General features: G+C 46.0%; 28 protein-coding genes. 25 read left to right on the forward strand and 3 right to left on the reverse strand.

Translation table 11 applies throughout. From position 1 onward, the window contains the following. The 3 genes from GX364_07070 to GX364_07080 form a co-directional block, all read right to left on the reverse strand. A partial coding sequence (locus tag GX364_07070; GenBank protein ID NLI70606.1) for a hypothetical protein occupies window positions 1–1,303 on the reverse strand: 1,303 nt, incomplete at its 3' end. 2 nt (window positions 1,304–1,305) lie between these two features. Continuing rightward, window positions 1,306–1,749 (reverse strand): hypothetical protein, encoded by a 444-nt coding sequence (locus GX364_07075; GenBank protein NLI70607.1) that lies wholly within the window; start codon window positions 1,747–1,749, stop codon window positions 1,306–1,308. Then, a complete protein-coding gene (locus tag GX364_07080) occupies window positions 1,742–2,713 on the reverse strand; it encodes a hypothetical protein (GenBank protein NLI70608.1) in 972 nt (323 codons plus the stop codon). Before GX364_07080 ends, GX364_07075 begins: the two co-directional genes overlap by 8 nt. Before the next feature lie 467 nt (window positions 2,714–3,180). On the opposite strand from GX364_07080, the gene GX364_07085 reads away from it, so the two are divergent. The 25 genes from GX364_07085 (at window position 3,181) to GX364_07205 (ending at window position 24,799) form a co-directional block, all read left to right on the forward strand. Beyond that, window positions 3,181–3,567 carry a hypothetical protein gene (locus tag GX364_07085; protein ID NLI70609.1) on the forward strand — a complete coding sequence of 129 codons (387 nt, stop codon included), beginning with the start codon at window positions 3,181–3,183 and terminating at the stop codon, window positions 3,565–3,567. 310 nt (window positions 3,568–3,877) lie between these two features. Further along, on the forward strand, window positions 3,878–5,302 hold the full coding sequence (locus GX364_07090; protein NLI70610.1) for a DEAD/DEAH box helicase: 1,425 nt from the start codon (window positions 3,878–3,880) through the stop codon (window positions 5,300–5,302). Continuing rightward, the gene (locus tag GX364_07095; GenBank protein NLI70611.1) at window positions 5,302–5,742 is read left to right on the forward strand and encodes a hypothetical protein; all 441 of its coding nucleotides are present in this window, start codon (window positions 5,302–5,304) and stop codon (window positions 5,740–5,742) included. Before GX364_07090 ends, GX364_07095 begins: the two co-directional genes overlap by 1 nt. An 18-nt stretch (window positions 5,743–5,760) precedes the next feature. Then, complete coding sequence (locus GX364_07100; protein NLI70612.1) at window positions 5,761–6,516, forward strand: hypothetical protein; 756 nt, start codon at window positions 5,761–5,763, stop codon at window positions 6,514–6,516. Between the two features lie 65 nt (window positions 6,517–6,581). Then, window positions 6,582–8,510 (forward strand): bifunctional 3'-5' exonuclease/DNA polymerase, encoded by a 1,929-nt coding sequence (locus GX364_07105; protein ID NLI70613.1) that lies wholly within the window; start codon window positions 6,582–6,584, stop codon window positions 8,508–8,510. Continuing rightward, window positions 8,510–8,962 (forward strand): DUF4406 domain-containing protein, encoded by a 453-nt coding sequence (locus tag GX364_07110; GenBank protein ID NLI70614.1) that lies wholly within the window; start codon window positions 8,510–8,512, stop codon window positions 8,960–8,962. The genes GX364_07105 and GX364_07110 overlap by 1 nt, the downstream gene beginning before the upstream one ends. Further along, the gene (locus tag GX364_07115) at window positions 8,941–11,478 is read left to right on the forward strand and encodes a DNA primase (GenBank protein NLI70615.1); all 2,538 of its coding nucleotides are present in this window, start codon (window positions 8,941–8,943) and stop codon (window positions 11,476–11,478) included. The genes GX364_07110 and GX364_07115 overlap by 22 nt, the downstream gene beginning before the upstream one ends. 265 nt (window positions 11,479–11,743) lie before the next feature. Beyond that, window positions 11,744–12,028 (forward strand): VRR-NUC domain-containing protein, encoded by a 285-nt coding sequence (locus tag GX364_07120; protein NLI70616.1) that lies wholly within the window; start codon window positions 11,744–11,746, stop codon window positions 12,026–12,028. Window positions 12,029–12,120: 92 nt separating this feature from the next. Beyond that, window positions 12,121–12,342, forward strand: coding sequence for a hypothetical protein (locus GX364_07125; protein ID NLI70617.1), 222 nt, complete (start codon window positions 12,121–12,123; stop codon window positions 12,340–12,342). Then, the gene (locus tag GX364_07130) at window positions 12,339–12,755 is read left to right on the forward strand and encodes a DUF1492 domain-containing protein (GenBank protein ID NLI70618.1); all 417 of its coding nucleotides are present in this window, start codon (window positions 12,339–12,341) and stop codon (window positions 12,753–12,755) included. Before GX364_07125 ends, GX364_07130 begins: the two co-directional genes overlap by 4 nt. Before the next feature lie 116 nt (window positions 12,756–12,871). Next, window positions 12,872–13,237 (forward strand): HNH endonuclease, encoded by a 366-nt coding sequence (locus GX364_07135; GenBank protein ID NLI70619.1) that lies wholly within the window; start codon window positions 12,872–12,874, stop codon window positions 13,235–13,237. A gap of 93 nt (window positions 13,238–13,330) precedes the next feature. Further along, window positions 13,331–13,903: a P27 family phage terminase small subunit gene (locus tag GX364_07140; protein NLI70620.1), complete on the forward strand. Its 573-nt coding sequence runs from the start codon at window positions 13,331–13,333 to the stop codon at window positions 13,901–13,903. Further along, window positions 13,904–15,067, forward strand: a complete 1,164-nt coding sequence (locus tag GX364_07145) for a methionine adenosyltransferase (protein ID NLI70621.1) — start codon at window positions 13,904–13,906, stop codon at window positions 15,065–15,067. It abuts the gene before it with no gap. Then, entirely contained in the window at window positions 15,057–16,355 is a 1,299-nt protein-coding gene (locus GX364_07150) for a DNA modification methylase (protein ID NLI70622.1), read from the forward strand. The genes GX364_07145 and GX364_07150 overlap by 11 nt, the downstream gene beginning before the upstream one ends. A gap of 1 nt (window position 16,356) precedes the next feature. Then, window positions 16,357–17,586: a DNA modification methylase gene (locus GX364_07155; protein ID NLI70623.1), complete on the forward strand. Its 1,230-nt coding sequence runs from the start codon at window positions 16,357–16,359 to the stop codon at window positions 17,584–17,586. Window positions 17,587–17,654: 68 nt separating this feature from the next. Beyond that, window positions 17,655–18,344, forward strand: a complete 690-nt coding sequence (locus GX364_07160) for a virulence protein (GenBank protein NLI70624.1) — start codon at window positions 17,655–17,657, stop codon at window positions 18,342–18,344. Next, entirely contained in the window at window positions 18,334–18,564 is a 231-nt protein-coding gene (locus GX364_07165; GenBank protein NLI70625.1) for a DUF4314 domain-containing protein, read from the forward strand. The genes GX364_07160 and GX364_07165 overlap by 11 nt, the downstream gene beginning before the upstream one ends. 146 nt (window positions 18,565–18,710) lie before the next feature. Next, entirely contained in the window at window positions 18,711–18,923 is a 213-nt protein-coding gene (locus GX364_07170; protein NLI70626.1) for a hypothetical protein, read from the forward strand. A gap of 13 nt (window positions 18,924–18,936) precedes the next feature. Further along, the gene (locus tag GX364_07175; GenBank protein NLI70627.1) at window positions 18,937–19,101 is read left to right on the forward strand and encodes a hypothetical protein; all 165 of its coding nucleotides are present in this window, start codon (window positions 18,937–18,939) and stop codon (window positions 19,099–19,101) included. Window positions 19,102–19,219: 118 nt separating this feature from the next. Further along, a complete protein-coding gene (locus tag GX364_07180; protein NLI70628.1) occupies window positions 19,220–20,821 on the forward strand; it encodes a terminase large subunit in 1,602 nt (533 codons plus the stop codon). A gap of 17 nt (window positions 20,822–20,838) precedes the next feature. Beyond that, on the forward strand, window positions 20,839–22,146 hold the full coding sequence (locus GX364_07185; GenBank protein NLI70629.1) for a phage portal protein: 1,308 nt from the start codon (window positions 20,839–20,841) through the stop codon (window positions 22,144–22,146). Then, the gene (locus GX364_07190; protein NLI70630.1) at window positions 22,115–22,876 is read left to right on the forward strand and encodes a Clp protease ClpP; all 762 of its coding nucleotides are present in this window, start codon (window positions 22,115–22,117) and stop codon (window positions 22,874–22,876) included. The genes GX364_07185 and GX364_07190 overlap by 32 nt, the downstream gene beginning before the upstream one ends. 19 nt (window positions 22,877–22,895) lie before the next feature. Beyond that, window positions 22,896–24,095, forward strand: coding sequence for a phage major capsid protein (locus GX364_07195; protein NLI70631.1), 1,200 nt, complete (start codon window positions 22,896–22,898; stop codon window positions 24,093–24,095). 13 nt (window positions 24,096–24,108) lie between these two features. Continuing rightward, a complete protein-coding gene (locus GX364_07200; protein ID NLI70632.1) occupies window positions 24,109–24,462 on the forward strand; it encodes a hypothetical protein in 354 nt (117 codons plus the stop codon). A 19-nt stretch (window positions 24,463–24,481) separates the two neighbouring features. Continuing rightward, the gene (locus GX364_07205) at window positions 24,482–24,799 is read left to right on the forward strand and encodes a phage gp6-like head-tail connector protein (protein ID NLI70633.1); all 318 of its coding nucleotides are present in this window, start codon (window positions 24,482–24,484) and stop codon (window positions 24,797–24,799) included. Window position 24,800 lies beyond the last annotated feature (1 nt).

Below are 24,800 nucleotides of genomic sequence, written 5' to 3' on the forward strand. Positions count from 1 at the left end.
CGTTCTGCATATCACGCAGGTCGCTATACCATCCATCAGCGAGGCGGTGTATTACATCGAGCTCATAGTTTAACTGTATATATACGCGATAAGCATCAATGGTCTCAGAAAGAGCTCTGGCTTGTGGTTTTAGATCTTTGGCTATCAGCTCTTCCGCACTGCTTTTCTGTTCTGTCAGCAGCGTAATCTCTGTTTGTAATTCCTGTATTTGTTGTTCGATATCTTTTTCTGCGCCAACAAGGTCGTTATATTGAGCAACTATCCTTGAAAGCTCGGAGCGGGCAGCCTCAATGTAGGATTTCGTATTCTGCGTCGGGATTTTCCCGTTACAAAACGGGCAGGTAGAATCATGCGACACATGTTTCATAACGGTTTCGCCATCAACGATAAAGGAAAGCCGCTTTATGTCTGCGCTGTACTGCGTTTTCAGTGCAGCGTAGCGTGATATAAGCATTTGGCATTCTGTCAGGCGCTCTTTCTTCGCTATCATGCTGTTGAGTAACGACTGGCTGTTTGACATCGCGGCTGATATTTTTTCTTCGATATCAGATAATGCCTGAACTGCACTGTCAATTTCTTTTTGGACGTCCAACCCGTCAAATGCACCAATCATATCAAGGATACATTGTTTCCGGTCTGCAACTCCGGAAAGCTCTTTGTTGATATACTTTTCTACTGCTGCTTTTCGTATAGCACGTTCTTTTTTGCTTTCGCGTTCATCAAAATCGGAGAAGTCATTGCCGTATATCAAAAACAATAGAGATGAGAGGAAAGCTGTGCGCCCCTGTATGCTTTTTGCACCGCCTTCAGGCATAAGGATAGAACTCTCACGTTCTATCTGACGTTCTTTTATTAGGATAATAGGCAGGATGGTGCGCCATGTCAGATGTTGTGGTCTAAAATTTTCGTTGGCAATTATGTCATGGTCATCTTCTATACCAATTAAAGCAAGCCAAACCTTGCTGATAGATTCCATGGTTTTTGTCGCGCTTCTGGCTTTATATGTACCGCTTTCGATTCTATCGTCAGAACTAACTACGTCAATGTTGTTTGATTCCAGTTTACGCGTAAATTGAATCGAGCCATTTTCCGTGCCGACAAAAAGCATAATAGTATCATAACCCGTGGTACTCGCAAACGGGAGATTATCACTACCAAAAATATAATCAATACAACGAAGGATTGTAGTTTTTCCTGTATTTGAGGGACCCGATATAATCGTAAGCTCTCTGTCAAACTCTGCAACAGCATCCTTTTTATTTACACCCTCGACTACAAGCTTTTTAATATGAAAATCTGCCAAGTTCACTCCTCCTTTCCTTTAAGCGCTCTTTTATTAATTTCTGCGAGAATTTCAACTTCTGACTTGCTTTCAAAGTATTTGCAAACCGCTTGAGACATGACAATATACTCTTCAGTATAGTCTGAAGTCAGCTCGTCACATATGTGCGCTCCTTGTGCTGTTATTTCGTATGTAAAGCCGCTTCGGTTTTGTACTGCCGATATGAGCCTATTAAGTACAAGCTGCTTAATTGCCTTGCCAACAAGCACTCTCTTTGACGCCACCTCACTAAAACTTAAGCTGTTGTCACCATTCAGGTTGTACGCGGCAAGGCCAAAATCACGAGAATAAATTGTCATAAAATCAGCGGCAGCAATTTTGTCCAATGTCATATTTTCTCCAAATACGCGAAGTGTCAGAAGAACGCGGAGCGAAGTTTCGAACGGGGTATTAAACAGCTCAGTCATTATCAAATACCCACTGGATTTTCCCGTCATTCACCAGCATATGGCAAATGCCTTTCTTTTCGCTGTTGTTTATAAGGTCTTTAATTTGCGTGAGAAAAGATTTTGTTAGCGTTATCTGCGATACCTGATTTAAAACAGCCAATAGGCGTTTAAACCCGTCATCAAAATCATTCCAACATACATCAATGATACCGTTGTAAGCATCTTCTTTTATCTTGCCGAATTCCACATCACCATTCTCGAATATTTCACGCACTGAACGCTCTACCCGAACAGCATTATAATAGTTTTCACGCTGATCCGAGTAATTACGACGATATTTGGCATTAAGTGAAGGCAAATCATCTTTCGTTACACATGCCATTCCGGTAGCCTGTGCGTACGCAGCAAATAACGCCTTAATGTATGGCAATTCCTCTTGAGCAATATCTTCGGGCGGCGTTATTTTTTTATGTAAGTTAAATACCTGACCGTTAATTGAGATTTTCCCATCCCTTACATATACAGTTGCTATTGGCACTCCTGTTGGTTTCTGTTTCTCATATGAAGCAACACCAGCGGGGGTGTCTTTTCTTTTTGTTCGCCTCGCAGTTTCTGTCAAAATCAAAACAAAAAGCTTAGCGCATTTATCGGCCACATCATAGCCTTGAATATCAATGTCCAGCCCCGTTAATTCCATTTCAAGATTTTCTGCAAGATCATCAGAAAGACAGTCATTTATATAAGCAGAGAAACGCATAGGGTCACTTACATCAAGGAGCTGTGCCGCAAGTGATATTGGAAACGGCTTCGCCCCATTATATATACGATTTTTATAATCTGCAGTTTTATCGGTCAAAGGGCTTCCTGTGAAGTTTGCATCATCCACAACAAAATTGCAGAGTAGGTCATCTAAATACTCTGCTGGCTGTTTGGCTTGTCCGATATACGGATACATCATTTTAAAATATTCATCCGGCTTCACAAGCGTCTCCCCTTTCACTACATAAAATCCGAAATGGTCCGAACAAGTCCGTTGCGTTCCGTGGCGAAATCAGATTATCAAATACAATTATATCGTCAGCAAGATAGTTCATGTCAGGACAAAAAAAACAATACGAGGCTTGTTACGACATTTGATGCAATAAACAAAGGTATTATATACCAGGACTTCGCAAATGTCAATAGTTAGTTCATCTTCGTAAACATACTAAATGCAAAATTGAACGCTTTTTGCTGAACAAATAAATCTCAATGCCTGAGATGCGCATTAAGGCGGCGGGATACATAGGAAGTTCCAAGCACGGCAAACGCCGTCTTCGGAGCCTCAGATGTACCCACCGTGCCTTGTCATGCCCATTTTCAGGCATAACGGTCGGTGTACATCGAAGCACCGGCTTTTTATGTGTCCTTGCTGCCCTGATCCGCACACAGGCGGAAAGGACACAACGCATGAAAATTCAATGGAAATTTGCAGACGGAACCACATCAGAAGTTGAGGTCAACGAGGAAATCGGAAATTACATCACAGCATCACGACGCGAGGAAAGCAATCTCGCCCGCAAAGAACGTTACCACTGCTATTCGCTCGACGCTATCGATTACAAGGGACCCGAGTATGCGACAGGTACTACTCCCGAAACGGAGTTGATACGTGAAGAAGAAGCCGCCCGTATCAATACTGCACTGGACAAGCTTTCAGAAACGCAGAAGCGTCGCTTATTTATGTTATCGGATGGCTTGTCGGTTAATGAGATTGCCCGTATCGAAGACGTCGCCCCAAACGCTGCGTGGAAATCAATTGAAGGCGCAAAGAAAAAATTTAAAAAGCATTTTTAGAATTGGGTGTATAAAACACCCGCCTTTTCTCCGTATACCGAGGGACACATCTGCAGCGTCCCTCGGAAAGGACGGAGATAAATAATGAAGCACAATTTAAAAATCAGTGTTTCGAAGAAGCCCCCTGAGGGCGGTGTCGTCAGATGTCGGCGTGTATCAATGCGCGAACGACTACTTCGACATTTCTTCGGTGAAAAGCGCCGTGTGATGGTAATCGTGCCAGGCGACAGCGTTGAGTGTGTGTCTATTACGGAAGTGCCGGGCGGGGGTGACATTGACGATGAGAAGCGACAATGCGCCAATGCTGACAATGCCAATTAAGGTAAAGCCTTATACTCATCAGATCACAGCTTTCAACTTTGTTTTTAGGAAATTCGGACTTCTGCCGGAGGGCGCGTATTCGCCAGCTAGCTATGGAGCTGCGCTTCTCATGGAAATGGGTACCGGAAAAACTCTCACGGCGATAGCTGTCGAAGGCGCTTTGTATCAAGCCGGACGTATCCGCAGAGCGCTGGTTGTATCTCCGCTTTCAGTTACGGGCGTATGGAAAGATGAACACGATGCATACGCAGATTTTGATTACACGCTGGCTGTACTCAAAGGAAGTGGCGAAAAAAAGCTCGATACTCTCAGGCATATGACCGGTCAGCCGCTTCAGATTGTCGTTGTGAACTATGAATCGGCATGGCGGCTAGAACGCGAGCTTGCGGCATGGAAGCCTGACCTTATCATCGCCGACGAAGGACACAAAATCAAAACGCATAATATCGCCGCTTCAAAAGCAATGCACCGGTTAGGATTAGTTGCTAAATATCGGCTGCTCTTAACGGGAACGCCTGTGACTAACAAGGCAATCGATGTATTCAGCCAGTACAAGTTTCTCGACCCACGTATCTTCGGTCAGAGTTTTTACAGCTTCAGAAACCACTTCTTTTTCATGACCGGTTACGGCAATCACACACCCGTTTTGAAAAAGAGCATGGAGGATGAACTCACTCGCCGTATGCACTCTATCGCGTTTCGTGCAACAAAAAAGGATTGCCTTGACCTGCCGGAAACGATCGACATTATCCGAAAAGTTGAACTGGAGCCGAAGTCACTGAAACTGTATCATGGCCTTGTCAAAGAAAGCTATGCCGAGCTGGCTAATGGTGAGGTCACCATCACCAATGTTCTGACCAAGTTACTGCGACTCTCCCAACTTACAGGTGGTTTCATCGGCAGTGACGAGAGCAGCACCACTGAACAAGTCAGCACTGCAAAACTGGACGTGCTTGAGGATATCATCGATTCAGCTTTGGAGGAGAACCGTAAACTCGTCATTATCGCCCGATTTGTGCCGGAACTGGATGCAATCTGCGCCATGCTTGAGAAAAAACGCATCAACTATTCGCTCATCAAAGGCGGTGTAAAAGACCGCGACGAACAGGTTGCAAGATTTCAGAATGACCTCGATGTACCTATCTTTGTAGGACAGGTGGCGACTGCGGGATTGGGCATCACACTCACAGCGGCAAGCACAATGGTGTTTTATTCTTTAGATTATTCGATGTCTAATTTCGAACAATGCAAAGCCCGTATTCATCGCGCCGGTCAGCGTATGCCATGCACTTACATCTATCTCACCGCGCAGGGTACAGTCGACGAAAAAGTACTGAAAGCATTAAAGAACAAGGCAAACCTCGCCAAGGCGCTGGTTGATGATTATCGCTACGGGAATAACCCATTTGTTTAATGAAGGAGATTTTTATTATGGACAATTCAGAAAAAATGTTTGAACTTGCAGATAAGCTTAAAGCTCTGCGCGATGAGAAAAAGGAAATTGAGCAAAACCTCAAAGATATTAATGCTGAACTGGAGGAGGTCGACGCTGCACTGGCTCAGCTAATGACTGATACCGAGACGCAGAATTTCACCCGCTCAGGCACTATGTTCTGTCTTATGGGTACCACACGTGCATCAGCGATGGCCAACCGCAAAGAAGCTTTGTTCGAAGCGCTTCGTACCGAAGGGCATGGCGGGCTGATTTACGAAACCGTCAACGCCAACAGCTTATCGGCTTTTGTAAGAGAACAGATATCAATAAACAATGACGTTTTACCCGATTGGCTTAATGGTCTGGTCAATGTATTTGAAAAAACAACCGTGGGTGTCCGCAAAGCTACCCGCAATTAATGAAAGGATGAAAATATCATGAAAAACAATGAAAATAGGACTCTTACCACCAAGAACAGTGCGTTTATGGCACTAAAGGACTTTGACTTAAACGATGCGCTCACTGAGGAGCTTTCCGGTTTATCAGGCAGCTTTGAGCGCATTAAAATTCCTGCAGCCGGTATGACGGTATTTGAAATTCCCGGTGAAAATCCCGACAGTCCCGAAACTGTTAAGGAGTTTTCGGCAGTTATCCTGCACCACCATCCGCTGTATGCCTATTATACTGACAAGTATACAGGTGGTTCAAATCCCCCTGATTGCGGCAGTTTTGACGGCATCACCGGTGTAGGTAACCCCGGCGGAGATTGCTCCAAGTGTCCGTTTAACAAATTCGGTTCAGGCGAGAACGGAGCGAAAGCCTGTAAAAACCGCCGCCGCATTTATCTGCTAAGGGAGGGCGAGATTTTTCCGATGATCCTCTCCCTTCCAACCGGATCGCTTAAGGACTTTACCCGTTACATTATGCGTCTGCTCTCAAAAGGTAAAAAATCCAACGCGGTAGTCACTAAATTCACCCTAAAAAAGGCTACCAACAACAGCGGTATCGCATATTCCCAAGCGCAATTCTCAGTCGACCGTGATTTAACCAATGAGGAATTTGCGCTTATTTCAGGACTTACCGAACAAGTCAAAGCTTTCTCCGTTCGTGTCGGCCACGACAACGAATCCTCCGTTGATGTAGCTGCAAACATTGACCCCGAAACAGGTGAAGTTATAGAGCCGCTCGCTTAAAGAATAAAGCCGCAGGTCGGGTGGTCATGTGCTACCCGACCCCATGCGACAGATTGGAGCAATTTATGGATTACAACATTATTTATACAAATAAAGAGATACACGATTATATCAGCGGTGCGGGCATCGTTGCATTTGACTTTGAAACAGCGCCGGACGATGAATGGCGCGACGAGCCGAAGGCGGCACTGGATGCGCATAAGGCACATATTATTGGCATTAGCCTTTCAGTCAAAGAGGACAGCGCTGTGTACATACCCCTCTCACATAAGGTTGGAATTAATGCCATTAACCCCACTGGAGTGGCGGAATACCTAAGAGAATCCCTGTTTGAAAATCCAAGAATAATCAAGGTGGCGCACAATCTCTCCTTTGAGGCAATGTTCCTATATGCGCTGGGTATCGTCGTATGCGAGCCTTGCTATGATACCATCGCGGCAGCGCAACTGACGCTTAAGAGTAAATTTGAGTTTCGCAACCTGTCGGACAGCGGTTTAAAGCTGCTTTCGACATCTTTATTCGGTGCAGATATGCCGTCCTTTGAAACGGTGACGGCGGGCAGGCATTTTGATGAGATGGACCCAGAAGATAAAGAAACCCTTCGCTATGCTTGTGCCGATAGTGACTACACCTTGCGGCTGTATCATAAATTCAACGAATGGTTTGCCAAAAACCTGCCGCATCACAGAGAAATCGTGGAGCGCATTGAATCGCCTACTGCAGTTTATTGCGGCATTATGAAATATAACGGTGTTCCGATGGATGTTGATACAATGCTGAAAAGACAGAAGGAAGCCGAGGAAAAGCTTACTGCCCTCCGTAATGAAATCGGCGAGATGACCGGTGGCGTAGACATCGGGGCAAACGCATCTACATCAGCGTTCAAAAAGTACCTCTTTAGTGACCTTAGTCTTCCGGTATTGAAAACAACAGAAAAACATCAGGAGGCGGCGGATGATTCGACAATGATAATGCTTGCCGAATATTGCAAAGACAAGCGTCCGGAGCTTGTTCGCCTGTTTGAACTGGTACAGGAATACCGTAAATGGGGCAAACTCAAAAGCACTTACATTGACGGGTACTTAACACATATCAATACGGCGACAGGGCGAATCCATCCTGACCTCATGCCCCTCGGTACAGAGACAGGGCGTTTTGCATCGCGTAACCCGAACTTGCAAAACTGCCCGCGCAAGGATAACGACCCGATAGGTGTGCGAAACTTCATCGCAGCGCCAAAGGACAGCTTTATTGTCTCTTTAGATTTTTCCCAGATAGAATTACGCGTCGGCGCTTTCTATTGTCGTGATGAACAAATGCTGCAAACCTATCGAGCCGGCGGTGATATTCATGCGTCCACGACTTCGGTCATATTTCATATTCCGTTCGAAACGGCGGCGGATAAAAATTCGCCACATTACAAGGAGCGCCGTACTATCGCAAAAAATTGTAATTTCGGAGTCTTTTACGGGTTATTTCCAAGTGGGCTTCAAAAAACGCTGAAATTCAAGGCGGGGCTCGATATGTCCAAGGAACAATGTGCAGGAATCATCGACAACTTAAAAAGCGGCTATCCGCGCTTGACGCAGTGGCAGGATGAAACAAAAAAGCGAGCCGCCATTACGTTATATGCGGAAACATGGCTTGGCCGCCGAAGATACATCGTTAGCATCCTCTCGCCTGACTGGGGCAAGCATTCTTTTGCCGAACGCTGCGCTATGAACACCCCGATTCAAGGTACTGCCGCCGATATAATCAAACTGGCAATGGGGCGCATAGTCCAAGGGATCAAGGCACGTCCGTGGCTCAAACCTTTTTTACAAATCCACGATGAGCTGGTATTTGAAATTCCAGCGGGCAAACTCGATGAAGCAGTCTCTTTCGTTAAAACTTGCATGGAAGAGACACCCTTTAGAGATTTCGACGTGCCGATCATTGCTGAGGCTGCATACGGCGCGAATTTCGGTAATCTGATTGAAATGGAGGGTGCGTGATGTGGATAGATAAATGTAATTCTGAAGGTTATTATGACCCAACGGCATACAAGGCCATGCGAAAAATACTGCGCGATGAATTAGAACGCTGTTATGGTACGGGGCACCGCCCTCTTGTATTCATATGTTCGCCATTTGCCGGAGATATAAAAGCAAATACAGAGCGCACTAAAAACTATTGCCGCTTCGCTGTGGAGCAATATGCAATCCCTGTCGCACCCCACCTGCTATACCCGCAGTTTATGGATGAGCATGATCCGGATAGCCGTAGCCTTGGTCTATTCTTTGGTCGTGTTCTGCTTGGAAAATGCCAGGAACTTTGGATCTTTGGCGATAACGTATCCGAGGGCATGAGCTATGAAATACGCAAAGCACGGAAGAAAAATATACCGATACGCTATTTTACGGAAGATTGTGAGGTGAAAGCGATATGCCCTACCCAAAAGAGCTGATGGAACGAAAGCAATGGGTCAACTGGCGGCTTGTCCCTGATAAGGATGGCGGCAGGGATAAAAAAATGCCGTTTAATCCGGTGTCAGGCAAGGGTGCCGCATCCAATAACCCGGCGACATGGACAGATTATGCAACCGCTTTTGACGCAGTAGGTCGCTATGGTTTTACGGGTGTGGGCTTTATGTTCTCTCGTGACGATGATTTTGTAGGCGTAGACATTGATCACTGTTATGACCCTAAGACAAAGACATTTAACGATATGGCAAAGGCTATCATCGCAAGACAACCAACATACATGGAATTTTCGCCCTCAGGCACTGGCGTTCATCTTTTTTATAAAGGCAAAATACCTGGTACCGGCAACAAGAATACTAAAACCGGCGTGGAAATGTACGAGCATACCCGCTACTTCACCATGACAGGTAATAAGCTTGACTGTGCTATTAATACCGTTGCTGAGGATTACGGAACGCTTAAATGGATTCACGAAACATATATCCGCCCCCCAAGAAGAAAAAATAAAAAGGCGCAAAGGAATATATCCGTACAACTTACAGACAATGACCTTTTAGAGCTTGCAAAGAATGCCGAAAACGGCGAGGCATTTACGAAACTATGGGAAGGTGACTGGCAAGAAAACTATGCCAGTCAATCCGAAGCGGATATGGCACTCTGCTGCAAGCTGGCATTCTGGTCTGGCAAAAATAAGGAGCAGATGGATAGGCTCTTTCGGCAAAGCGGCCTGTTTCGTGAAAAATGGGATACACGGCATCATGCAAGCGGGGCAACCTATGGTGAAGAAACACTGTCAAAGGCCTGCGACATCACCGAAGATGTATATGCTCTCGGCGGTGATGCACCTATATTTGAATATAAGGGACAATATTACCGCAAAAGAAACGATAACATCTACTTGCTTACAAACTTCGTGTTTGTGCCAGTTGAAATGATTGTTGCCGATGAGGAAACACAGCTTACTGCCGACCTTGTGACCATACGCGGCGAAAAACATCGGTTGACTTTCATGACAACGGATTTTGCCAACCAGCAGAAATTTAAAAATGCACTTAACAAGCGCACCATTGCTCTTAGCTACACCGGCTCTGATGGTGATTTGGAACTGCTCAAAGCATATATCTCCGACTTAGATTGGCCGGTAAAAGTAGGCGTTAAGGCAATGGGCATCTACGAACGAGGAAAAGAGATGGTATTTGTTTCTATGGACGGTGCGGTTGATGCAAGCGGCGCAGCAATCGATAACATCATTCAATTAGAAAAATACCGCAGCATTGACTCCGCTATACTCTCAGTAAAGCCCTTAACGGCACTCCAGCTTCAGAAATTAGGTGAAAGACTGATGTCTTACAATGAACCTGCAAAAACGATTTCTATATTAGCATGGATATGCGGTTGCTTCATAAAAGAACACCTACGAAAAAAGAACGTCAAGTTTCCTCATCTCATGCTCATCGGCGAAGCAGGCAGCGGTAAAAGCAATACACTGGAGCGGATCATTATGCCAGTGTTTTCAAGGACAAAAATCATCGCAGCCGGCCAGACAACGGCATTCACTCTAATGAAAGATGCGGCATCCTCTAATGTTATTCCGATGGCATTGGATGAATTCAAGCCGTCAAAGATTGATAAACATCGACTTGATGCGCTGCTAAACCATTTTCGTAATAGTTATGACGGGCAAGAAGGTATTCGTGGGCGTGCCGACCAAAGCATTGTAAGTTATGAGCTTCTTGCCCCGCTTGTGGTCGCCGGTGAGGAATCGGCTGATGAAGCGGCAATCAGGGAGCGCACCATCGAGCTTTTGTTTTCTAAGAGAGATCTAAAACCCGTAGGATATCGTATGAATTTTCAGGAGTTATGCCGATGCGCCGATTTACTCGGCAGCTTCGGGCATAGTTTATTGAATATTGCACTGAAAATAACTGCAAGCGAGTGCTATTCATGGTATAAAGAAGCGCTCGGATTCTTCAGCAATGAGCTTCCGTCGCGTATCGTTAATAACCTCGCCTGTATGCTAACCGGTCTGCGGCTGCTCGAAAAGCTATGCAAGGCGCTCGGGCTTTCTTGGCATGAGGCACTCCCATATAGCATCGAACACTGCACAAGGTATGTCGAATTTGCGGCAAAGGAATATTTGCTAGATGGCGGCTTAAGCAATAAAAGTGTAGTTGAACAGACACTCGAAATTATGTCGCGCATGGGGCTGGACCCAAAAAGTGAATACACCCTCTGCGATGGTGACACCGTGCTGGCGCTTAGGCTCAACCCCGTATACGACAAATATACTAAATACCGCAAGGATTACGCCGTTGTCGGCGAAACACTGACCTACGCTCAGTTTAAAAAGCAGCTTGCTCACTCGGATTATTTTCTTGAAAGCAATGTGCAAAAACGCATCGGATCAGAAAATCGGCGTGTTTGGACACTCAATTATGAGCTGATGAAAGCTCGATGTGATGTATCCGGGTTTGAGATCACAGATATAGAACCGTTATGAACAATTTAAATGTAACCTTACAGGCCAATACGCAACTTTCCGAAGAGGAAAAGTTACAAGAAAAGTTACGCCCAAAAACCGCTATATAAAAGCACAATTTGAGTTTTCTTATTTTTTGTAACTTTGTAACTTCTAAAATTATGGGTATACACGCGAAAGCAACAATTCCCCATCGCGAGCGCGTATGTGCGTGTAAATATATGCACACCTATATATTTTCAAGTTACGAGGTTATTAGCTGCAAATAAGTTACAAGGAGGTTCCAATGTCTGAAAAAGAAATTGCATCAAAAATCCTTCGTTATTTAAAAACCGTTCCGAAGTGCTTCGCTTGGAAGGAACACGGCGGTATTTATGGAACAGCCGGCATCCCGGATATCATCGCCTGCATCGACGGCAGGTTTTACGCCTTTGAAGTAAAAACACCTATTGGCAAAACAACAAAACTTCAAGAAGCAACTATTCGTAAAATCCTCGCCTGTGGCGGCGCCGTTTCGGTCGTCCGTTCAGTTGACGAGGTGCGAGCTGTTATAAACGGCTCCCTGCAATGATTTTGAAAATAATGCATCCGTGCTCTACGTATACAACGCCAACAATGCGGCAGCGCTTCTTTCAAGAATAAAAAATAAGGAGCGTGTCACACATGATTGACAATTATAATAATTTAGCTAACGCCATCATTCTTCAAGCTGTGAAGGATTATCGCAAGGAATTGCGTACCCTCTTTCGTCACCCCAACAACCGTTCAGCACAGTATGAGCGCAGGCGCATTGAACAATTCTTCCGTTCTGGCTGGTTTGGAGTGCTGACGAGCATCGACCCGGAAATGCTAATCACCAAGCTGAAAGCTGAGGTGATGTCATGACTGTTAAAGCATATCTCAGGCAGGCATACAGGCTCGACCAGCGTATAAATTCCAAACTGGAGCAGATTGCTTCTCTAAATGAACTGGCGACAAAATGCACCTACACCCTAACGGGAATGCCCCGCAATCCAAATCGCAGTACATCAACGATAGCCGATGCTGTGGCAAAGATTATCGACCTGCAAGCGGAAATCAATCGCGACATCGATAGGCTTGTCGACCTTAAGCGTGAAATTGTAAGGCTCATCAAAACCGTAGATAACACAGAACATCAGACGCTTCTGGAGCTGCGCTACCTCTGCTTTAAAACTTGGGAGCAGATAGCTGTTGATATGGGCTATAATGTACGCCATGTATACCGACTTCACGATGAGGCAATAAAAAATATTTCTGTTCCGCAAACTCAGCAGTAAATGTCACTGTTTGTCATGAACTCCTTTGTGATAGTATATATTTAGGAACGCATAATAAACCAGAGCCTCGAGGGAAAATCCCCCGTGGCTTTTTTTATGCCCGAGGAGGTGACTCTATGCCAAAGAAACCAAAGCGGCCGTGTCGATACCCTGGTTGCCCAAAACTGACGGATGGTTTGTATTGTGTGGAACATCAACGGCAGGCAACTCGCCACTATAATCATTTCCAGCGCGAGCCTGAAACCAACAAAAAATATGGCCGTGCATGGAAACGCATACGCGACCGTTACATCAAGGCACACCCGCTATGTGAGGAGTGTAAAAAAGCTGATCGCTTAACCCCCGCAGAAGAGGTACACCATATTCTCCCGCTCAGTCGCGGAGGAACAAATGATGTGAGCAATCTTATGTCGCTTTGCAAATCGTGTCATTCACGCATTACTGCAGAGAGCGGCGACAGGTGGGGGCGGTCAAATCTCTAAAACTATTTTTAGCGGACAGCGGCGTGGGGCTTCGCGTGTGAAATCGCGGTTTCAAACGGCGTATATCCCCCACCATTAAGGAGTGTGTTGAATATGGCAAAAGACGGCACCAACAGGGGTGGTGCAAGAATCGGCTCAGGACAAAAAAAGAAAGCCCTCGCCGACAAAATTTTAGACGGCAATCCCGGTAATCGAAAATTGACCATCATGGATTTTTCAAACACAGCGGATCTGACCGGAGACTCAATGCCAAAACCAAGAGGCTACCTTATAGCAAAACAAAAAGACGGTTCCACGACACTGGCGGCGGAAATTTTCAATAATACATGGCAATGGCTCAAGGAACGGGGTTGCGCGCAATTAGTAACCACCCAGCTTATAGAACAGTACGCTCAGAGTGTGGCTCGGTGGATTCAGTGCGAACAGGCAATCAGCGAGTTTGGCTTTCTTGCAAAGCACCCCACCACCGGCAATGCTATTCCATCCCCCTATGTTTCGATGTCTCAAAACTTCATGAAGCAGGTCAACAACATCTGGTTCCAGATTTATCAAGTAGTGCGGGAAAACTGCACTACAGAATATCGCGGTGCAACGCCCCAAGACGATGTAATGGAAAAGCTGCTCAATGCCCGTCGGGGCACACTGTTAAAAACGGAGGAATTTTAAATGACAACTTACAAAACAGCGGAAAGTGTTTGTAAAGGCCATCCAGACAAACTTTGCGATCTAATCGCCGACAGCATCTTGGATGCCTGTCTTAGAAAGGATAGAGCATCTCGCGTGGCTTGCGAGGTAATGGCGACTAAGGGAAAAATCATCGTAGCGGGCGAAATCACCTGTAGCGAAAAAGTGAATATTCGTTTTATCGTGCGAGAAGTCCTGCGAAAGGCCGGATATAGTCCTTGGAAATTTATAGTGTTAGTATTCGTTCATCGACAGAGCGCTGACATCGCAGCCGGTGTTGATACTGCGCTCGAAGCACGAAACGGTACCTGCGATCCTTATGGCTCTATCGGCGCAGGTGATCAAGGCACAGTATACGGATATGCAACAAAGGAAACCCATGAGTATTTGCCTTTACCATTGGTTCTTTCGCATCGTATTGCCAAGCGCATTGATGACTGCCGCGAAGGAAAGCTCATCAAGGGCATTTTACCAGACGGCAAGTGTCAGATCACGGTCGAATATGAAGATGGCAAGCCAAAACGTGTGAAAACCGTGGTTATTTCTGTCCAGCATGAGACGAACAAAACACAAGAGCAGCTGCGCACGGATATTATGAATAATGTCTTATGGCAATGCTTTGAAGATTTTCCACTAGACGATGATACCGAAATACTTATTAACCCCTCTGGCAGATTTGTCAAAGGCGGTCCCGCTGCCGATACGGGGCTAACGGGCAGAAAAATTATGGTAGATACTTATGGCGGGCTTGCGTCTCACGGTGGTGGTGCCCTCTGCGGCAAAGATCCGACGAAGGTTGACCGCAGCGGCGCATACATGGCACGGTACATCGCAAAGAATATTGTATGGAGCGACTTAGCTGAAAAATGCGAGGTCGCCCTTTCTTATGCCATCGGCAAAGCAAACCCCGTGGCGGTAGCAGTTACTTCATTTGGGACAAGCAGACTAACAGATGAACAACTTACCTCTATTGTACAGGAAGTCTTTAATTTGCGCCCTGCCGCCATCATCGAAAAACTGCGTTTGAGAACCGCCATATATGAAAACACTGCGGCATATGGGCATTTCAACTCATGTCTCTTTACATGGGAGAACTTGGATTGCCATAAGGAGTTAAGAAAGGCGGCTAAAGAATATGCTGATTGAAAAAATACCCGCAATAAAACTTAATCCATCTGCATATAACCCACGAAAAGATCTGAAGCCCGGCGACAAAGAATATGAAAAGCTCAAGCGCTCTATTGCGGAGTTTGGTTATGTGGAACCGGTCATCTGGAATAAGGCTACTGGTAACGTGGTCGGCGGTCACCAACGGTTGAAAGTATTACTCGACCTTGGTGTATCAGAAATTGATTGCGTAGTCGTGGAGCTTGATGACAACCGCGAAAAGGCACTCAACCTTGCTCTTAATAAAATACAAGGTGATTGGGATGAAACAAAGCTGGCCTCACTTATGGCGGAATTTGACGCGTCTACATTTGACGTATCCCTCACTGGCTTTGATGCCGACGAAGTTGATGCGCTTTTAAATAAATTTTACTCGAAAGAAGCCATACAGGATGACTTCGACGTAGACAAAGAAAGGGAAGCCATTGAGGCTGCTGGCGAAACACGAACTCATTCAGGCGATATATGGCTGCTTGGACAGCATCGGCTATTGTGCGGCGACAGCACAAGCGAGGTAGATTTTAACCGTCTGATGGACGGTGCTCATGCCCAATGCGCTGTTACCTCTCCTCCATATGGTGTCGGAAAAGAATATGAAAAGGCCGGGATTGAACCTTGGTTTGAAACTATGCGACCCGCTATAAAAAACATCTGTAAAAACGCAGATATCGTCTGTTGGAATATAGGAGACCTATATGCAACGGGAACCCAGTTTATTGAACCAACCGAAATGTATAGCATTGGGCTATTTGGCGACAACGGCTTTCGTCCCATTTGGATTCGCATTTGGAAAAAGCAAGGCATGAATTTCGGCAACGCACCCTATCACCTTGTGACAAATAAACCGGTGCAGCAGTACGAATATATCACGGCACTGGCTGCGCAGGTAACCGAGGAGTACAACGACCAAGAGTTCGCCTGGGTTTCAGCTTTCGCCGGTCATTCATATAAGTTTGTAAAGCGGCTCACCAAAGATGAACGTAAAAAATGGGGCTATGCCGGTATTTGGGAAATATCTACTGTGCGAGCCAATAAAGATCACCCTGCTATGTTTCCTGTAGAGCTTCCGTGGCGATGCATAAAAATGCACTCTGACCGGGGCGGTATTGTATTAGAACCTTTTGCGGGCTGTGGAACGACTCTCATCGCCTGTGAACAGACTGAGCGCAGGTGCTATGCGATGGAGATATCACCGGTATATTGTGACCTCATTATAAAGCGCTGGGAAACATTCACCGGTAAAACTGCCGTGAAGCTGGAGGTATGATATGGATATACAGAAATTACCAATAGAAAAATTAAACCCTGCGGCATACAATCCGCGCAAAGACCTCAAACCCGGCGATGCTGAATATGAAAAGCTGCGCCGCTCCATCGAGGAATTCGGTTACGTTGAGCCTATTATCTGGAATAAGCGCACGGGAAATATTGTTGGTGGCCATCAAAGATACAAAGTACTGGTGGCACTTGGGTATACGAATGCAGATTGCGTGGTGCTGGACATCGATGAGCAAAAGGAAAAGGCCTTAAATGTGGCGCTTAACAAGATATCCGGTGAGTTCGATATCCCGCTTTTGACCGACCTTTTGAAAGACATCGGTGCAAGCGGATTTGATGTATCTCTTACGGGCTTCGACGCTACAGAGATGGATGCGTTGTTCAGGGATAGTATAGTCGGAGGAATCAAAGAGGATGATTTTGACGAACCATTACCCCAAACGTCCATTTCTAAGCAGGGAGACATCTGGCTGCTTGGACGGCATCGCCTAATCTGCGGCGATGCTACAAAAGCGGAAACATATAAAAATCTGCTGGACGGCCAGCAAGCAAATCTCGTGATTACAGATCCCCCATACAACGTGAATTATAAAGGCACTGCGGGAAAACTTAAGAATGACAATATGGAAAGCACTAAATTTCATGACTTCCTGCTTTCAGCTTATCGGTATATGTATGATGCACTCGTAGACGGTGGCGGCATTTATGTTTTCCACGCCGATCGTGAGACCGTCAATTTCAGAACAGCATTTACCGAAGCAGGTTTCTTTTGTCACCAGACCTGTATATGGATAAAGAATACACCTGTCTTGGGGCGCTGTGATTATCAATACAACCATGAACCTATTCTCGTTGGCTGGAAGCCAACAGCCGGTCATAACTGGTATGCCGACCGTAAACAGCGTACGACATGGAATTTTGACAGGCCGACTAAGAGCAAACATCATCCTACCATGAAACCGGTAGCTTTATGCGCATATCCGATTATAAACAGCTCACTGCCAAATAATATCGTGCTTGACCCCTTTGGCGGCAGCGGCAGTACTCTCATTGCCTGTCAGCAGACAAGGCGCATTTGCTATACGATTGAATTGGATGAGCGTTATGCCGACGTTATTGTAAAACGGTACATAGAGCAAAAAAGCTCGGATACCGACGTTTACCTAATGCGTGATACACAAAAAACTGCATATAGAGATATCGAAAAACCTGTGAAATAATGCTTGCCATTCTACAGATTTTATGGCTCTATATGATCTGCGTATAACGCAGAAAGGTGGCAAATGCAATGGAACAAAACACATTTGAAGTCCGGTTTAATGTTACCGGCGATGAGCGTAAGCGTCTCGTCCGGGCAATGGGCGACATTTTGCAAGCTGCACCAAAATACTTGGGTGCTCCGAGCTTCGCTTACGAGATTGATTATTTCACTGTTGATAAAAATGGCACCGTTGTTTTTAATAACCGCAGTGATAGTTTGGAAATCGAAAAGCTCATAGAGAAGCTGCATGAATTGGGCTTTGAAGCAGAAAAGAACGGCGGTGACTCTAATGATGGCGACAAGCTTGTTATTGAGATGCCGCTGGCGGGGTTCACTCCTGAAAAGCTTGAGAACCTTGCTAAACTGGTCACCGCAAAGGGATCGCTTCTCAAGGCAGCATTAGATGCTGAAGATTTGCCTATTCAGCAGACAGAAAACACTATACGCTTCCCATGGTTCAAAGGAAGCTTAGACAGCAATTCGGTTCACGCCTATACTACACTAATAACGAAACTCTGTGAAACGGCAAAAGAAAAGCTGCGAGTCAATGCCAAAGAACGTGAGGTTGATAATCCAAAGTACGCCATGCGCTGCTGGCTCCTCTCCCTCGGCTTTATTGGTGACGAATACAAGGTTAGCAGAAAAATCCTGCTGAAAAACCTCTCCGGCAGCAGCGCATTCAAATCTCCGAAAGGTGATGCAGGCGATGAACAATAGATTTCCTTCAAGAGAAATCATCGAACGTATTCGCGCTCAATATCCCGTCGGATGTCGCGTAGAGCTGGTAAAAATGGATGACTTGCAGGCTCCTCCTATTGGCACAAAAGGCACTGTCACGGGTGTGGACGACATTGGAAGCATAATGGTTTTGTGGGATAACGGCAGCTCGCTTCATGTCGTATATGGCGAGGATAGTTGCAGAAAAATTTTACTATAGAATACACAATTACTGCTGCTTTATTAACAGCAAAAATTGTGTAGTATATGCCGATTTATATCGTGTGATCGTCTTGCTATGCTGTGTTTTCTATGGCTATATGTAACCTACCGAAAGGGAAAACACACTATAAGGAGGCCAACAACATGACAAACCAACTTCACCTGAACCAGACAGTTCGCAATCTCGGCGTCCTCGCCAAGATTATCGGTTTCCATGAAGTCACAGGCGACCCAATACTTCGCCCGCTTTGGAATGACGGTACCAAATGGCTTGCAAGCGCAGCCATGTGCGAACCGGCCGATGTGAATCCCGCCAAGATTTCACGACACAAAAGCGGGTTTATAAACCTCGATTAGAAAGGAGAAAAACATGGACTACCGAAAACTTATCAGCGAGCAGCTTGGCGGCGGATACACTTTTGTTAAGGTATACAACGCTTTTGAAAACGGAGAATTAAGAATTATCGCCAAAGATACGCAAGATTACGAACACCGCTACATTCTAGTAGATGGCAAACTAATGGAAAAACCTTAACCTAAAATCTTAAACATTCGAGAACACCCCGAAAGGGGTTGTCTCTCGTACAAACGGTTTTAGAAGGCTTGCCTATGGCAGGTCGTTTTTTATACTATTTTTAAAGGAGGCGGCTGGTATACGAAAGCTCAAGAAATACACTCCAACCCGTTTTATGGCTAAGGATTCCGTTTACTGTAAGGAAGCCGCCGATTATGCTGTCGCTTTCATTCAGGCCTTGCGCCATACCAGCGGCATATGGGACGGTCGGCCTTTTGAGCTTATAGATTGGCAGGAACAGATCATTCGAGATGTATTTGGTATTCTGAAGCCAAACGGCTACCGTCAGTTTAATACAGCATATATAGAAATACCAAAAAAGAATGGAAAGTCAGAGCTTGCTGCAGCAGTTGCACTTTTATTGACGTGTGGCGATGGCGAACAGCGCGCAAAGGTGTATAGCTGTGCTTCGGATAAAAACCAAGCAAAGATTGTGTTTGATGTCGCTATGGCGATGGTGCGAAAATCACCGGCATTGTCTAAGCGTGTCAAGATCACTGAATCGACAAAGACCCTTATATATTTGCCTACGGAAAGTACTTATCAGGTGCTCTCGGCTGACGTGGCAAATAAGCATGGCTTCAATACACATGGCGTTATATTCGACGAGCTGCATGCGCAGCCTAATAGAAAGCTCTTTGATGTAATGACCAAGGGCAGCGGAGATGCCCGTATGCAGCCACTGTATTTTTTAATAACCACTGCTGGTGACAATTCGAGCTCTATTTGTTATGAAGTGCATCAAAAAGCAATGGATATTCTATCAGGGCGAAAGACAGATAAAACATTTTATCCTGTCATCTTTGGAGCCGCAGAAACGGACGACTGGACGGATCCAAAGGTATGGAAGAAAGCAAATCCTTCCCTTGGTATCACAATAGGATTGGACAAGGTGAAGACAGCTTGTGAAAGTGCAATGCAAAACCCTGCCGAGGAGAATAGTTTCAGGCAGCTAAGGCTTAATCAATGGGTAAAGCAGGCTGTACGCTGGATGCCCATGGATAAGTGGGATACCTGCGCTTTTGCGGTTGACTCAGAAGCTTTAAAAGGGCGGGTCTGTTATGGCGGCCTTGACCTCTCCTCTTCCACCGATATAACGGCATTTGTGCTCGTCTTTCCACCATTGGATGAGGATGATAAATACACTGTTATGCCCTTCTTTTGGATACCGGAAGATAATGTTGACCTCCGCGTCCGAAGGGATCATGTAAATTATGATTTGTGGCAGAAACAAGGTTTCCTTAAAACCACTGAAGGCAATGTGGTGCATTATGGCTTTATAGAAACTTTTATTGAGGAGCTTGGAATTAAGTATAACATTCGGGAAATTGCCTTTGACCGTTGGGGAGCCGTCCAAATGGTGCAAAACCTCGAGGGCCTGGGCTTTACTGTGGTCCCTTTTGGCCAGGGCTTTAAAGATATGTCCCCGCCAACTAAAGAACTGATGAAATTGACCCTTGAGCAAAAAATCGCTCACGGAGGACATCCGGTACTACGCTGGATGATGGATAATATCTTTATCCGCACGGACCCTGCCGGAAACATCAAGCCTGATAAAGAGAAATCGACGGAGAAGATTGACGGTGCGGTCGCAACTATCATGGCTCTTGACCGGGCTATAAGGTGCGGGAACGACAACAGCGAAAGTATTTATGACAAACGGGGTATGCTAATTTTTTAGAAAAGGAGGTTGATATTATGGGATTTTTGCATGGAATCTTCAAGGCTCGTGATAAGCCTAAGGATGCTATTGGCGGCGGCCGCTACAGTTTCCTATTTGGAGCAACATCTGCAGGAAAAGCAGTAAACGAATACACAGCTATGCAAATGACAGCAGTATATTCATGCGTGAGAATACTGTCTGAAACATTAGCCGGACTACCGCTTCATGTATACAGATATAACGATTCGGGCGGAAAAGAAAAATACCTTAATCATCCGCTCTATAAATTAATCCATGATGAGCCGAACCCAGAGATGACTTCCTTCGCGTTTCGTGAAACGCTGATGAGTCATCTTTTATTATGGGGAAATGCATACGCACAGATAATTAGAAATGCGCGGGGTGAAGTGATAGCTCTCTATCCCCTCATGCCAAATAAAATGACGGTTGACCGGGATAGTAAAGGGCGGCTTTTTTATCTTTATTCCAGATCAAGCGAGGATGTGCCTACCCTTGGCAGTGACAGCCAGATATACCTTGCGCCTTCCGATGTTTTGCATATCCCGGGCCTTGGTTTTGACGGGCTTATTGGCTATTCCCCTATTGCTATGGCTAAAAACGCAGTGGGGCTTGCCATTGCCACCGAAGAATACGGAGCTAAATTTTTCGCAAACGGCGCCGCTCCAGGGGGCGTTCTCGAGCATCCCGGAACTATCAAGGACCCGCAAAAGGTAAAAGAAAGCTGGAACGCTGCATACCAAGGGTCGCAAAACTCCCATCGCGTGGCAGTTTTAGAGGAAGGAATGAAGTACCAGCCCATCGGCATATCTCCGGAACAGGCTCAATTTCTTGAAACAAGGAAGTTTCAGATTAATGAGATAGCCCGTATTTTTAGGGTGCCTCCCCATATGCTGGCAGACCTCGAGAAATCAAGCTTCAGCAACATCGAGCAGCAGAGTCTTGAGTTTGTGAAATATACGCTTGACCCATGGGTGGTCCGGTGGGAACAGTCCATGTGCCGTTCTTTGCTTTCGGAGAGCGAGAAACCTATAGTCTTTATTAAATTTAATGTAGACGGCCTTCTTCGAGGTGATTATGCAAGCCGCATGAACGGATATGCAACCGCAAGACAAAACGGCTGGATGAGTGCAAATGATATTAGGGAACTTGAGAACCTTAACAGGATTCCGGCTGAACTCGGCGGCGACCTTTATCTCGTGAACGGGGCGATGACAAAACTACAGGATGCCGGGGCGTTTTCAAAACAAACTGGCTCTACGGCTAACAAAGCAAGAAAGGAGGAAATTTCAGATGAAACTACCACAGCAAGCAGAACTGTCTAAACCTACACAAGGCAATACAACTTCGGCTGCTTCACGCAAATTTTGGAGATGGGCAAAAGATGAGGAAACCGGAATGCGCACTCTTTATATTGACGGCGTAATAGCAGAAGAATCATGGTTTGACGATGATATCACGCCGAAAGCTTTTAAAGCTGAATTAAATGCCGGAGATGGCGATATCGTAATATGGCTTAATTCGCCCGGCGGAGACTGTATCGCGGCAAGCCAGATTTACGCAATGCTCATAGATTACAAAGGCAAAGTAACGGTCAAGATCGACGGCATTGCGGCCTCGGCGGCAAGCGTCGTCGCTATGGCGGGAACAGAAGTGTTAATGGCCCCCACTGCACTTATGATGGTGCACAATCCACTGACGGTTGCTATAGGTGACAGTGAGGAAATGCAAAAAGCAATCGCCATGCTTGACGAGGTCAAAGAAAGCATCATCAATGCTTATGAAATCAAGACGGGGCAATCCCGCGCGAAACTATCTCACCTCATGGATGCGGAAACATGGTTAAACGCCAACAAAGCAATTGAATTAGGGTTTGCCGATGGAACTTTGGAGGATGAGAAAAAGAGAGTACAACCGGACGGTGTAACTTATGCTTTCAGCCGCAGAGCGGTAACGAACTCGCTGCTAAATAAGGTCAAGCCCAAGATACCTAAACAGAACAAAGGTACACCCATTGAGTCGCTTGAAAAGCGGCTTTCTTTAATTTCACACTAAAATTTAGGAGGATATCAATATGAATAAAATTCTTGAACTGCGTGAAAAACGTGCGAAGGCATGGGAGGCGGCAAAGGCCTTTCTTGACAGTAAACGCGGCACGGACGGAATTGTTTCCGCCGATGACACCGCCACCTATGAGAAAATGGAGGCTGATGTCGTAGCACTCGGAAAAGAAATAGACAGACTTGAAAGACAGGAGGCCCTGGACCGCGAAATGTCAAAGCCTCTTAACGCCCCTCTTACAGGGAAGCCTTCACTTCCCGGCTCAGATATGAAAACAGGAAGGGCTTCAGATGAATATAAAAGAGCCTTTTGGAATGCGATGCGCAATAAAAATATGCATTATGATCTGCAAAACGCTCTTCAAGTCGGCACTGACAGTGAAGGCGGTTTTCTCGTACCCGATGAGTTTGAGCGTACCCTCGTACAGGCCCTTGAGGAGGAGAACATTTTCAGGAGCCTTGCTAAAATCATCCAAACGTCAAGCGGGGACCGCAAAATACCCGTAGTTACAACCCATGGTTCGGCTTCATGGCTCGATGAAGAGGAACTTTACCCCGAAAGCGATGAAGCATTCGGCCAGACCTCCATCGGGGCGTATAAACTCGGCACCTTCATAAAGGTTTCCGATGAGCTTTTAAACGATTCGGTATTCGACCTTCAAAACTATATAAGCACCGAGTTTGCCAGAAGAATAGGTTCTAAGGAAGAAGAGGCTTTCTTTATTGGCGACGGTTCGGGTAAACCCACAGGGATATTTGCCGCAACCGGCGGTGCGCAGATCGGGGTCACAGCTGCCAGTTCAACTGCCATTACAATAGACGAAGTCATGGATCTTTTCTATTCGCTTAAATCTCCTTACCGCAAAAAAGCGGTATTTGTTATGAACGATTCCACAGTAAAGGCAATCAGGAAGTTAAAAGACGGACAGGGCCAATATTTGTGGCAGCCCTCGCTGACAGCAGGCACGCCCGATACTATCCTGAACCGCCCCGTTTATACTTCCTCTTTCGTTCCGACAATAGCGGCAGGCGCAAAATCCATGGCCTTCGGGGATTTCGGGTACTACTGGATTGCGGACAGGCAAGGCAGATCTTTTAAAAGATTAAACGAGCTCTTTGCCACCACCGGTCAGGTTGGATTTATGGCGACTCAGCGGGTTGACGGAAAATTAATTCTACCGGAGGCTATAAAGGTTCTCCAGCAAAAAGCGTAAGGAGGTCAAAACTGTGGGATATAACACGAAAAACCATATGGAACAAGGCGGCGAAAAATGGACTATCGGCGGTACTCTGGAAGTTCTCCCCGGAGCCTCCGTAACGGGGCTGTCCGCTGATCCCCTTTTGCCTGCTGCCGCAAACGCCCTCGGCGGCATAAAGGCGGCTGAAAAAACAAAAACCGATACCGTCCCGGCCAAAATAGGCGAAGACAATATTCTCTATGTCCCTGCCTATCCGGAGATCCCTGTTGCGGAAAATCAAGCGGAAAGTACAGCCGAGGACGCGGGAGGCCTTGCCGCAGATTTTAACTTACTGCTTGCCAAACTAAAGGCAGCCGGGATAATGGCCAAAGACGGAGAATGATTAAAAGGAGGCGGCAGCTATGTCAACTAACGATCTTCTTCCAAAAGTAAAGGCAAACCTCATTCTCACCCATGGCGAGGACGACAACCTGCTTTCGCAATATATAGGGGCTGCCGTCTCCTATGCGGAAAGCTACCAGCATATCGCTCAGGGATATTACAAAGAAAACATAATGCCGCCTACCACTGAACAGGCTGTAATCATGCTGTCGAGCCATTTCTATGAAAGCCGGGATGGCTCGACGGCAGGTTTTTACTCTGATAACGTACAGGCGGGTCAGCAGGTCTGGAGCACTGTGAATTTGCTGCTCCGGCTTGACCGGGACTGGAAGGTGTAAA

It is taken from the genome of Bacillota bacterium (genome assembly GCA_012518215.1).
Lineage (GTDB): Bacteria > Bacillota > Dethiobacteria > DTU022 > PWGO01 > JAAYSV01.

What these genes read in the sequence shown, in the direction of transcription:
- GX364_07205 (NLI70633.1), top strand. Translation starts at nt 24,482, where the DNA reads ATGTCAACTAACGATCTTCTTCCAAAAGTAAAGGCAAACCTCATTCTC.
- GX364_07190 (NLI70630.1), top strand. Translation starts at nt 22,115, where the DNA reads ATGAAACTACCACAGCAAGCAGAACTGTCTAAACCTACACAAGGCAAT.
- GX364_07095 (NLI70611.1), top strand. Translation starts at nt 5,302, where the DNA reads ATGAAGGAGATTTTTATTATGGACAATTCAGAAAAAATGTTTGAACTT.
- GX364_07140 (NLI70620.1), top strand. Translation starts at nt 13,331, where the DNA reads ATGGCAAAAGACGGCACCAACAGGGGTGGTGCAAGAATCGGCTCAGGA.
- GX364_07195 (NLI70631.1), top strand. Translation starts at nt 22,896, where the DNA reads ATGAATAAAATTCTTGAACTGCGTGAAAAACGTGCGAAGGCATGGGAG.
- GX364_07090 (NLI70610.1), top strand. Translation starts at nt 3,878, where the DNA reads ATGCCAATTAAGGTAAAGCCTTATACTCATCAGATCACAGCTTTCAAC.
- GX364_07120 (NLI70616.1), top strand. Translation starts at nt 11,744, where the DNA reads ATGTCTGAAAAAGAAATTGCATCAAAAATCCTTCGTTATTTAAAAACC.
- GX364_07085 (NLI70609.1), top strand. Translation starts at nt 3,181, where the DNA reads ATGAAAATTCAATGGAAATTTGCAGACGGAACCACATCAGAAGTTGAG.
- GX364_07075 (NLI70607.1), bottom strand. Translation starts at nt 1,749, where the DNA reads ATGACTGAGCTGTTTAATACCCCGTTCGAAACTTCGCTCCGCGTTCTT.
- GX364_07110 (NLI70614.1), top strand. Translation starts at nt 8,510, where the DNA reads ATGTGGATAGATAAATGTAATTCTGAAGGTTATTATGACCCAACGGCA.
- GX364_07185 (NLI70629.1), top strand. Translation starts at nt 20,839, where the DNA reads ATGGGATTTTTGCATGGAATCTTCAAGGCTCGTGATAAGCCTAAGGAT.
- GX364_07100 (NLI70612.1), top strand. Translation starts at nt 5,761, where the DNA reads ATGAAAAACAATGAAAATAGGACTCTTACCACCAAGAACAGTGCGTTT.
- GX364_07125 (NLI70617.1), top strand. Translation starts at nt 12,121, where the DNA reads ATGATTGACAATTATAATAATTTAGCTAACGCCATCATTCTTCAAGCT.
- GX364_07130 (NLI70618.1), top strand. Translation starts at nt 12,339, where the DNA reads ATGACTGTTAAAGCATATCTCAGGCAGGCATACAGGCTCGACCAGCGT.
- GX364_07145 (NLI70621.1), top strand. Translation starts at nt 13,904, where the DNA reads ATGACAACTTACAAAACAGCGGAAAGTGTTTGTAAAGGCCATCCAGAC.
- GX364_07170 (NLI70626.1), top strand. Translation starts at nt 18,711, where the DNA reads ATGACAAACCAACTTCACCTGAACCAGACAGTTCGCAATCTCGGCGTC.
- GX364_07105 (NLI70613.1), top strand. Translation starts at nt 6,582, where the DNA reads ATGGATTACAACATTATTTATACAAATAAAGAGATACACGATTATATC.
- GX364_07160 (NLI70624.1), top strand. Translation starts at nt 17,655, where the DNA reads ATGGAACAAAACACATTTGAAGTCCGGTTTAATGTTACCGGCGATGAG.
- GX364_07155 (NLI70623.1), top strand. Translation starts at nt 16,357, where the DNA reads ATGGATATACAGAAATTACCAATAGAAAAATTAAACCCTGCGGCATAC.
- GX364_07135 (NLI70619.1), top strand. Translation starts at nt 12,872, where the DNA reads ATGCCAAAGAAACCAAAGCGGCCGTGTCGATACCCTGGTTGCCCAAAA.
- GX364_07115 (NLI70615.1), top strand. Translation starts at nt 8,941, where the DNA reads ATGCCCTACCCAAAAGAGCTGATGGAACGAAAGCAATGGGTCAACTGG.
- GX364_07150 (NLI70622.1), top strand. Translation starts at nt 15,057, where the DNA reads ATGCTGATTGAAAAAATACCCGCAATAAAACTTAATCCATCTGCATAT.
- GX364_07175 (NLI70627.1), top strand. Translation starts at nt 18,937, where the DNA reads ATGGACTACCGAAAACTTATCAGCGAGCAGCTTGGCGGCGGATACACT.
- GX364_07165 (NLI70625.1), top strand. Translation starts at nt 18,334, where the DNA reads ATGAACAATAGATTTCCTTCAAGAGAAATCATCGAACGTATTCGCGCT.